Annotated in this window: 6 protein-coding genes and 1 pseudogene; 3 read left to right on the top strand and 4 right to left on the bottom strand. The window is 48.4% G+C overall.

Features of this window, described 5'->3' with window-relative positions; genetic code table 11:
• Positions 1-107 (top strand): annotated as a pseudogene (locus H6F72_RS28825) (IS5/IS1182 family transposase); the annotation flags it as partial.
• Between the two features lie 303 nt (positions 108-410).
• Here H6F72_RS28825 and H6F72_RS28820 read toward each other — a convergent pair.
• Positions 411-1,562, bottom strand: a complete 1,152-nt coding sequence (locus tag H6F72_RS28820) for a site-specific integrase (RefSeq protein WP_190443348.1) — start codon at positions 1,560-1,562, stop codon at positions 411-413.
• A gap of 109 nt (positions 1,563-1,671) precedes the next feature.
• On the opposite strand from H6F72_RS28820, the gene H6F72_RS28815 reads away from it, so the two are divergent.
• Positions 1,672-3,411 carry a hypothetical protein gene (locus H6F72_RS28815; protein ID WP_190443346.1) on the top strand — a complete coding sequence of 580 codons (1,740 nt, stop codon included), beginning with the start codon at positions 1,672-1,674 and terminating at the stop codon, positions 3,409-3,411.
• 1,102 nt (positions 3,412-4,513) lie between these two features.
• On the opposite strand, the gene H6F72_RS30640 is transcribed toward H6F72_RS28815, so the two are convergent.
• Positions 4,514-5,053 (bottom strand): helix-turn-helix domain-containing protein, encoded by a 540-nt coding sequence (locus H6F72_RS30640; protein ID WP_242017211.1) that lies wholly within the window; start codon positions 5,051-5,053, stop codon positions 4,514-4,516.
• A gap of 270 nt (positions 5,054-5,323) precedes the next feature.
• Positions 5,324-8,326, bottom strand: coding sequence for a plasmid replication protein, CyRepA1 family (locus H6F72_RS28805; RefSeq protein WP_190443344.1), 3,003 nt, complete (start codon positions 8,324-8,326; stop codon positions 5,324-5,326).
• Between the two features lie 984 nt (positions 8,327-9,310).
• Here H6F72_RS28805 and H6F72_RS28800 point away from each other — a divergent pair.
• Positions 9,311-9,517, top strand: a complete 207-nt coding sequence (locus H6F72_RS28800) for a hypothetical protein (protein ID WP_190443352.1) — start codon at positions 9,311-9,313, stop codon at positions 9,515-9,517.
• A 314-nt stretch (positions 9,518-9,831) separates the two neighbouring features.
• Here the strand turns inward: H6F72_RS28800 and H6F72_RS28795 are convergent.
• A partial coding sequence (locus H6F72_RS28795; protein WP_190437301.1) for an IS1 family transposase occupies positions 9,832-10,128 on the bottom strand: 297 nt, incomplete at its 5' end.

Genomic DNA, 10,128 nt, shown 5'->3' with positions numbered 1-10,128 from the left:
TCTTCCGCATTTTCTCAGGTCGGTATCGCAATCGTAGAAGGCGGTTTAGCTTGCGCATAAACCTGATTGCTGGCTTACTCAACTACGAACTGGCACACCCCTTATGATTCATGCAGGATGTCTAAAGTACCATAGGACTTAAAAACACTTGAATCGCGCGATCGCACTTCAGTCAAAAGACTTTGGACTCAGCTGATTAATTACTGGACACTAAAGCTTGATCTAGCTTATTTTGATAACCCTACCAACAAAGACAAGTGTTTCTCATAATTTTCAGCGAAAGTGAAGCTAACCTGAACAACCAACTGGTTTAGTAGGGATAGTTGCCACTACCCAGTGGGTTCTCAACAGATAACGTTAGAGTTTTAGGTTGGCATTGAGGCTAGCTTCCCTCAGATCAGAGATTAAGCCTAAGCCGCTAAATCAGCCGCTCCAAGTTTAGGCGGTTGGGGTCGAGTGGGACTGTTCATTGCGCGCCCAAACATCTCCTGCTGCATCACCTTCGAAAGCCACGCTTGATAGGTTCGGGTATGTTCCAACACACCATGTCCCATCAAGCAAGCAGCTATGGCAACAGCAATATTAAACTCGATGCAGCGTATAGCATAGCAGTGTCTTAGATTGTAGGAAGGAAAGGGAGTTTTGTATGCTCTAAAAGCCCCTGTCACCCGCTTTCCCAAGGCACGATTGCATTTGCCTGTCACCTTAGGTAAGCGCTTCTCACGCAGGTTAAACTGCTCAATCCACTCTGGGTAAAGCGGTTGCACCTCTCGATAACCAGTTTTAGTAGAAGGTAGAACCTTCACAACTATCCCCCCTTGCTCCAACTCAGAGGTATCCAAGTGAAATACTTCATGAGGTCGCAACCCGTAAGTCGCCAACATTCCGTAAACCCAACGCCAATCTAGGTTAGGGATTTTCTCGAACCACTCCATAATTTCAGTATCACTAGGCAGGGCACGATATGCAGGCTTACTAGAAGAGTACTTACCTCGCAGTGCTTTATTGATAAAAGTGACATCTATGCCAGCAAACTCACCCAGAGCCTTGTAGGCAAAACATATTCGGGATCGTGTGCAACTGTCCGGTTCTGTAACTTTAATCGCTCGCTCTAGTCGCTCTTGAGTTAACTCTTGGTCTTGAGGCAGTCGTTTTACATAGTCTCTATACCTATTTTTGAATGAATCTTCAGTCGTTGCAGTACGCTTGTGATGCTCAAAATAATTAGTTTCAAAGGCTGTCCACCATTCAGCAGTTGTTTTTAGAGCTGCTTTTTGAGCGGTGGGTTGACTGTAGTCAGTCCACAGAAACTCTTTGAGTTCGATCGCTGCCCCAATTTTCTTCGTTACTGCTTCAGCTCGTCGCAGTCCCTCTGGATTCGCCTTGAGATTAAGCGTCACGTCTTGCTGATGGGGTTGGGACTTTTTGGAATTTGGCTTCGGCGGCAAAGTCGCTCTAGCATATAAGGAGTTGCCCTTTAGGACAACCCTGACTCGAATGTTGGCTTGTTTCAGTTTGTGGTTCAGCTGCTGTAGCTTTTCCTTAAACTCTGGATTAACCATAGGAGAGTCCTTAGAGGCGGTGCCTCTTTAAATAGTGATCGAAATGTTGTCATATTAGCTTACCCTACGGCCTCCTTTAGGGTAAGTCTTTTCTTGGTTAAGAATCTTTATGGATGACCCCTGCGCATCTCGGTCCTTTGTGACTCTGTACGATGCTTGGCTTGGCTATGAGCAGTCTATGCAAACTGCCATGACCTCTAAGAAGGCTGATGCCACTTTGGCTCAAGTCCAAACTGCTTTGGTGAGATATACTCTTCCAGCTTGGGGATTTCCCTTGCCAAAGGGGCAACGACTCACTCGGGAGGAGCGGGAGCAAGGGCTAGAGTTTCTAAAACAGGTGCAGCTGAAGCAGTTGCAGGATGCTCCCAAACTGCAAGATGCTTTGTTTGAGCAGTTGCAGGTAGCGGGCAATAGCCGACGCAATTATCGCTGGGCCTTAAATAATTTCATTGCTTGGTGCAAAGAACAGCCTGGGTCTAGTTCTGTCGCTTGGTCAGACATAAAACGCTCTACTCCTCGCCAGCGGGAGCGTAAAAGATCTGGAACGCATGTTCGTTTGACAAATCGCAAAGCTAGGCAGTCTTATCGATTGGCAGTAGAGCAGCTGACTCCAACTCTGAAGCAGGAATTAGAAACGTTTTACCAGTTTCTAACTCAACCCTTTCCAACAGCAAGACTAAGCTCGCCAGTTAGTGCAGCAACGGCCCAGCAACACCAGCAGCAACTTTTAAGGATTTTTGGGTGGCTCCATCAGGTGCGGGCAATTCCCTTAGAGGATCTTAGTTTTCACTGCTTGATTGAGTTTGTGCCAATTCCCCCAAGGCTGCATCACTCAGATGCCCACCCTCAAGACCAAGTGGCAGCCAGGAAAACGGTTGAATTAACTCAGTCTTATCTAGAGTGGTTGCGAGGAAAGCAGCCAGAGAGTTCGCTGCTTTCAAGTGAAGGAATTCAGAGTCCTCATACAGAGCTGAAGGTATTAGACACTTTGCTGGCAGTGGCTAAATTTGTCTATTGGCAAGAGAAACAACCCAACCTAGGCAACATAGAAGTGGAATTTCCCACTGTTGCTTCTTTGCGTCAGTTAAGAATACAGGCTGGAGAGAAAGTAAAGAGTCATCAGCCCGTGAGCGATCGCTCCAAGCAAGTGTTGGAGTGGACAGAATTTTTAGAGTTTGGGGAAGGGCTTCGCTCAGAGTGTGCCCCCAGATTTCTTCAAAGCACTCAATCCCAACAAGGAGGAACCACGCTAGGACCCCTGCGAACTCCTAGCGCGATCGCCCTCAGCTATCAGCGTTTTCTCCTGTTTGCGCTTTTAACTTACTTATCTCCCGAACGACCTACAGTCCTACGAACCCTGAAAATTTCAGCTCTCCTTCAGAGTGATGGAAAGGTTGAGAATTCCATCAGTTCGGCCGGAGAAGGTTCTCTGTATCGAGAGGGAAACCAATGGTGGGTGCACTTACCTGTAAGCAGGAAAAGAGGCCAGGAGCCAAGGCGATTGCTAGCAATTCCGAATCTGCAATATGCTGATGGGCGTTGTTTCCACCAATACTTGGAGGAGTGGCTGCTAGTCTATTCTTACGAAGATGACAAAGGAATGAGTTGGGAAGTACCCGGTTTACGGAGCTGCTTCAACCCCCAACACGCTTACTTATTTACGATGAAGAATGGGCAACCGTACCACAGTCTACCAGCATTCAGCCGGTTGCTAAGTAACCCGACCTACCGAATTACAGGCAAGATTGTTAATCTACAATCCTTTCGGCAAATGATAATAACGTTTCCCAAACCAGATACGTTAAAGGCTGAGTTAGAAAATCTTGGGCATTCCGTAGGGCTCAACTAAGAAATTCGCAGCAAGGCTCATGAAATTGAACATATCTCTAAGGATGTGCCAAGCTAGCTGAGCAGCAAGCCTTGCCCATAAATTTTTAGATTACAAGGGGAATCATTCACCCTCTGAGTGATAGAAGCTAAGGTATTGAAACCAAACTTTTCCCTATTTCTTCCCTATTTTCTTAGGAATATTTGCCTGTATTTACTTACATTTGAAAAGAATTCAAGCTTAAAAACAAAATGCAAAAAGCTTACACCCAGAAGGTTCTAGCTCATTCCTTCAGTCTTTCGTAGCTGCTCTGCTTGATACCAAAGTTCCACGATGTCCCTCCTCTCGGAGGGACATCGTGGAACTGAATTCCTTATCTAGCATAGCTTTCAGGGCTTAAGTTTTTAGGTTTCCCTAATTTTTCCCTAACCAATGACTGTCTTTTGGACTTAGGGTAAGAATGGAAGTAATCAAACCTAAGGTTGAGTTAATTTACTAAGTCATACTCATTCTAATTCGAGAGCAAATTTGCCTGGTGAGGATAACACTTTAGAGTCATATTTTAGCCAATTATTTATTTAAAAAACCTCAGTTAATCTTCTATAGCTAGCAGATCCCCATTGAAAATTAATTACCCTACAGCTTAACTTCGGCAGTTACAAAGTTTTAGCACCCGTAGGGCTCTTTGTCTAAACAAGGCAAGAAACTCAGAAACTTTTAAGACTGACAGGCAAGACAGATAAGAGACTACTGGATCATGCTTTCAAACTTACACAGAAAAGCTTAACCACAAGTAACCCTTGCACTATCTGTCCTAAAAGCAGGAGCATCTAGCAGAGCTAGGAGTATTCGTTTGTTAGTTTAGAGATACCACTCGGAGTTTGGCAGCAGCTAAACCTGCAGTTTGATTCTACTCTACTTTTTAGCAGTGCAAGTATTTTTGCTTGATTTGTTCAACTACTATTTCACAGCTCCCAACCCTTAATCTAATTACATCTTCTAATTTCGGCTTCAGATCAAGGGTAGGGTATGAGTCCTTAGTCAACAGCTAACTACAGAATTTATCTTTCATTGAGTTCGCTTCGCTTTTAGAGAGATGGACGGTTCGACAAGTAGCTTGATTCTATTTAGTGCGACTGGATCGTTTCTCTGGTGGCATTTCTAGAGCTTTACCGCAGCGCTCAATATGCCATTGCCAGTGGGGTAGTCCGGAGCCAGGAACACTCGTATCGCGGTAGTGATAGCCAATTTTGAACAGCTGCCGTCGCCGCAGTTTGCGAAGTTGCTCAGCGGAGATGCCCAACACCTGAGCGGCTTGTTGCGTGGTCATCCACTCAGATTCAGGCTTCAGTTGTTTGCGTACCGAAGCAGAGTCTGGCACTAACTTCAGTTCTGCTTCTGCTATCCAAACTTCCTCGGCGATCGCTTCAGAGGGTAAGAATTCTGTATCTAGATGAATGGAATAATGCCACTGGGAATCGTGGGTGAACTTTAAGCCAATAATGCGTCCGGTTTTACGGGACCATACTCCTTGGGTATCTTCTCCAGACCATTTCACGCGTTCGCCAAAGTGAAATTGAGGCTGAGTGAATTCGTCGCGCTTAGGAATGGCGATCAGCCAGGCATAGTCCTGCTCGATCGCGAGGGTTGAAGGGGATGTCATTATCATAGTAAAAATCCTTGAATAGTTATGAGTTGGCTGAGCTTTCCGGGTGTAGAGCGTGGAAAGCTAGGCGTAATGGACAAGAGGTTGGGTACTTCTGGAGCACACCAAAATGAACATTGAAAATGATTTCAGGTAGTGCAATTCGCAAGCAGGCTGCCCAGTCTTTCGCTCTCTGGGTAAAGCTTGATCTGCCGATTCTTTCTTTTCAGGAGGAAGTGGTAAGAATTGAAGCTTGAGGGTTCGGGGTTGTAAGCGCCAGCTATATATTTAGTAACTAGAGGGGGTTACAACATGGGAGGCAGCTAAGTCTGACAGCTCTCGTTTCAGGTGGCGTCGATCGAGGATGCTCTGTACTGTCTGCCAAGCTTCTGGGCTAATCCACACGGAGCGCTTTTGGTTTCTGCCTTGGCGGTGGGCGGCAATCTGAATGCCGAGCTGCAATAGAAGTCGTCGGAAGATCCACAGGTTATTGCCCTGCTCGGGGGCATCCGGGATCTTGAACCCTAACCAGCGCTTCACGTCCTGAGTATAGCGACGAGCGATCGCGCCTAGGGGTTCTAAGTCTTCATTCGTCCATTCTCGGCCAGGGACTAAAAACGGGAGTAATCCTAATAGAACCCGAGCCACTCGTTCCCCCTCAGCCGTTGGGAGGTCCGGTATCCATAACCCCTGCTTCCACACACTTTGCTTGGCGATCGCCTCTGTGGTTTTCTGAGTCGCCAGGACTGGGTAAAGGAACATCTCTAAGCGGGCAATCTGACCTCGGCGTTTACCACGCTCATCAAAGGTGACTAGTTCTGGAGTGACCGCTTCTAAGGGAACGGTATAAAAGTCGGCCAGCCGCGCTTTTTCGAGGGCGCGTTTTTCTTCCAGGCTCAGGACTTCTTTCGCTTCTAGAGCTAGTCGCTCTGTGGGGCTTAATGCGGGGGCGGTAGAAATCGCTTGATACTCCAGGGCACGATTGTGCTGCTTAGCTTCCTGCACTCGTTGCTTGATCGGTTGCATCGGCTCGGCGGCGATCGCTTCTACAGTATTACCTTCATAGAGAAGCCGAGCTTGCAACTGGTCCCGTAAGCGCCACATGGCTCGATTAAGATTAGCGGTAATATCCGCCCACAAGTTCAAGTGGGGGTTTTGCTCCCAATCGACTTCCGCATCCAGAACCGGCATCAAGTCGGGATGCAAACTGGAGCGAATCAAGGCTGCTTCCTGGTCAAACTTCGTCTTCAGAGATCGCTTGATGTGCCAGGGGTATTCGCTGCGGTCTACCTCAGAGAAGTTCTTGCCTTGAGCGGCACACCAGACGATGCGAGGAATCGGAGCACGGACGCGACTCAGCGCTTGAGCGGCATCCGCATCTGGGAGCGTTCCGAAGAAGACGCCATAGACAACGGCAAAATGATCGACTTCGATACTCACCCCAGTCGCCATGGAGGGCGTGGCAATCACCACATCGTAGTGAGGAGCTTGCTCGTTAATATGGCGGACAAACTCAACCGCCTCTTCATTCCCAGAGGTATCACTGGTAATTTTGATGCGACGCTTCTCAGGCGGAAGCATCGCCGCGATCGCATCGGCGTAGTCCTTGGAATCGGTCTGCAGCAGGACCGTCTTGCCTGCTTGAATATCCTCTAGCAGTTGAGCCGTGATGGCAGAGTCATTAGGGCAATGCAGAAACTGCACTGGATAGCCTTGAGGTTGGTATCCGTTATAGATCAAGTTCACGCCACTGTCTTCACCTCGGAGTTGTTGCAGGTACTTGAGGGTGGAGTCATTCAGGTCGGCGTCGGCCACGACAACTCGGTGAGCCACGCGCATCAGCCAATGTAAACGGGCTAGGAGGGCGGGGCGTTTACCATCTTTACGGCAGGTATTCGAGGTCAGCAGATGCGTCAAGACTTGGCAGACTTCATCAATAACGAGGTCACAACCAATAAACTGATTGGGGTCGATGGAAAGCAGTGAATCGACACAGAGCCCTAAGCGCTGAGTCGTGCCTTTCCCCTGAGCATCAATCCACTGCCCATTGGCTTTATCCGCATCGCTTTTCCAGGTCAGTCCCATGCGTTCGGCCAGCGATCGCCCCAGGCAACGGCGGTGAGTCAGCAGCAGGACTTGGCGGGAATCAGCCACAAGTTGTGCCATCAGCTTAGTTTTGCCTGTGCCTTTGCTGGAGCAGATGGCGAGGATGCCAGCGTTAAGTTGATGAGCAGGACTGGCATCAGAAGGTGCAAGGGCAGGGAACTGAAGTTGGGACAAGTCAGGAGCATTGAGAACTAAGCTGGGAGAGTAAGTGAGTTTTTGCTGCTGTTGCTGTACCCATTGCCAATGGCTGAGAGAGGCAGCTTGGGAGTAGAGGATTTGAAAAGCCTCAGCGCCTCGACTGACGACAAAGTCATCCACCCCCTTCTCAGGTCCGGGCAAGTAGATGACTTGCACCTCGCAGCCTTGCTGCTCCAGCAACTTGCCAGTTTTGAGGATGGCCAAGTTGACGTTTTTGATGGTTTTGGGTTTGCGGTCGTGGTCGAAGCAGAAGTAAAAGCGGCGACCGGGGACGGCAAATAGAGCCAGTTCTGGGATTAAGGACTCAGCCCAGACTTTACCGGATTCATCGCGTAGGACGCGCCGACCGTTGAAGATGCCAGGCAGGGCGATCGCCACATAACCGTTGCTGAGTAAACAAGCCGCTCTCTTAGCCCCTTCGACCAGAATGATCGGAATGGTGGGATGTTTTAGCACCCACTGCCAAAACCCTGAGTAAGTTTCAGATGCAACGACTTGAGCATCTTCCCCATCACCCATCTCAGTGGAAGCCACTCCATAGCGAGTTGCGACTTCCAGCCAGAGGCGCGGAGTCAGGTTGAGGAAGAAAGCGCGAGTCGGTAGCTTTGGCGGATGCTCGTACTTAATGACCTTAGACTTCTCTAAGTCGATGCGGGGACGATTGGGTTTGAAGCAACCCCAGAGCATCGGTTGCCAATCATCCAGAGGGTCCAGGCCATTACACCACCAACCGCCAAACTCGACATGAGCGTACTGCCGTATCAGCCGCGTAACGAGCCGTCCAGAGTTAGTGCGCTCTAGTTGAGTGGAGTAACAAAGGTAGTCGTAAGGAGTTTCCCCACTTAAACTCCGGACGTTCCTGGCAATCAGTTCGGGGTTAACCCCACTCTTGAGCCACTCTTGCCAATGCGGGGGTTGGATATGAGCCGAGAACTCATCCTGAGGTGCTTCCCCAGGATGAGTTCTCAGCAAAACTTGAGTATTCACGATAAATCTCCCTAATCCTTACTAAGTAAGGGATAGAGAGTTATGCGCTATAGAAACAACAACCCCAACTGAGGCTGAAGCTGCTGAAATTTCAAAGCGGAATTTATGTAAATTCCAATTGAATTCCGTGACAAATCGAGTTAATATAGGCGCATAACGATGTGGGCGACCTAACTGACGCCGGACAAGCATACAAGTTAGAGTCCCCTCTATCCCTAAAAACAACCAATTCAGCCAAAAACCCCTTCTGTTCCACCAGTTGGGGTTTTTGGCTTCTAGGACGACCTAGAACATAGCCATCCCCTCAATTGTGATCCCGACCGAGAAAAACTGAGAATGCATCGAGTCCACTCTCTCCTGTGCTAGTGATTTTCGATGATGGTAGTTTACCTGATCTGCCCCGCGATCGCCTCTAATTTCAATGGAAAGAAAAACGAGCCCTCTAGAGACTGGCGTGACTCAGCCATCCTCCCCTTCTTATGAAGTGATACTGGGAGAGAACAGCTGCTTTAAGCCGAGTTTGATTCACTTCAGCGTCCTTGAGATAGCGAGAAACTCCTCAACAATGAGGTGGCGGTACTTATATCCCGACGCTTGGGTGTGAAATTGAAGTTGTAGAGAATGAGGCTATGGGCATCGAGGCGAGCATTGTAGCAACTGTGGGCTGTGAACCTGGCAAGGCCTTTATCCAAGCCTACTTTTGCTCAAGTTGGTAAACTGTGGCTTCATTCCAGCTTCGAAGTTCTAGGGTTGTACAACTGCCCCATTGAGGAGGCTAAGACGTTTCCGTACTTCGTAGGCCTGTTGCTTGAGTGCAGCTAGCTTCATTGCCTTGGCCTCAGAGCTAGCGTCATTAAGATACCTCTAGCTAGAAGCTGAGCCGAGAGGCCGTGACTGTTCTCATGAATACAGCATACAGTAATCCAATGCAAACTGCATCACATTAATGAACATGAAGTTGAGGTACAACCAGTAGGCTAAGCTGTGGGTAACAAATTTAAGCTAACCAGTATTGTGGCAGATCGAGTAACAGTAGACATTGAAGGACTTAGAGAGCGAATTGACGAGGCGTACTCGGATAATCCGCTGTGGACCGAGCTGTCTCTAGCGCAAAAGCTGAGGCGGCTGCTTCTAGATGGATTAGAGAAGGTGGAAAGCGATCGCGCTCCTAAACCTCCCGCTAAAGGATAGTGTTCTAGATCTGTGGAAGTGAGGGAGAGTAGTACGACGTCTATCCACAAACGTTCCCATAGTTCTAGAACCTGTTCTATCGCCTGTTTGCCATGACGTGCTTTGCCAGGCGAGTCTAACTTGGGCAGCTAAAGAATTCAATCACTAGACCCTGAAGAATTGCTGTGCTGTCGCAGCTTTAGCCGCTAGCCGGGAAGCTCCGCGCTATACCTGTCAGGGTAAGTATTAGGATGAAAGGCACGTGACTCAGAGCGAAGACGAACAATCTCTCATAAGCCCGTTTGAATTAGTGGCGTTGCTGAATAGGTAATGATTTAAGCTGAGAGAGGAATTGTCCGATACTTCAAATAATGCAGCAGCAACCGAAGTGAACACTTCAACATCTCAACTGATTTGGAGTAGCACAAGGTTTTCCGGTGCAATCGTGCTAAATAATGCCTCAGTCGGGTATTCTCTCCCTCCACCCGAGTCATATAAGTCTTACTGACAATTTGGTCGCTTTCCTCAATGAACATAGAGTAAACCTTCCATCCATCGGTGACGTAGAAGAAACAGTGCCAGCACTTTACAATCACCCATAACAACTTGAAGGTCTTGCTGCTGCGGTCGCC

Source organism: Trichocoleus sp. FACHB-46 (assembly GCF_014695385.1).
Taxonomy (GTDB): Bacteria; Cyanobacteriota; Cyanobacteriia; order FACHB-46; family FACHB-46; genus Trichocoleus.
This window is presented reverse-complemented; position numbering and strand designations above follow the sequence as displayed.

Bases quoted from the DNA above. Each gene is read 5' to 3' on its own strand.
- H6F72_RS28820 (WP_190443348.1), bottom strand. From the start codon at position 1,562: ATGGTTAATCCAGAGTTTAAGGAAAAGCTACAGCAGCTGAACCACAAA.
- H6F72_RS28815 (WP_190443346.1), top strand. From the start codon at position 1,672: ATGGATGACCCCTGCGCATCTCGGTCCTTTGTGACTCTGTACGATGCT.
- H6F72_RS30640 (WP_242017211.1), bottom strand. From the start codon at position 5,053: ATGACATCCCCTTCAACCCTCGCGATCGAGCAGGACTATGCCTGGCTG.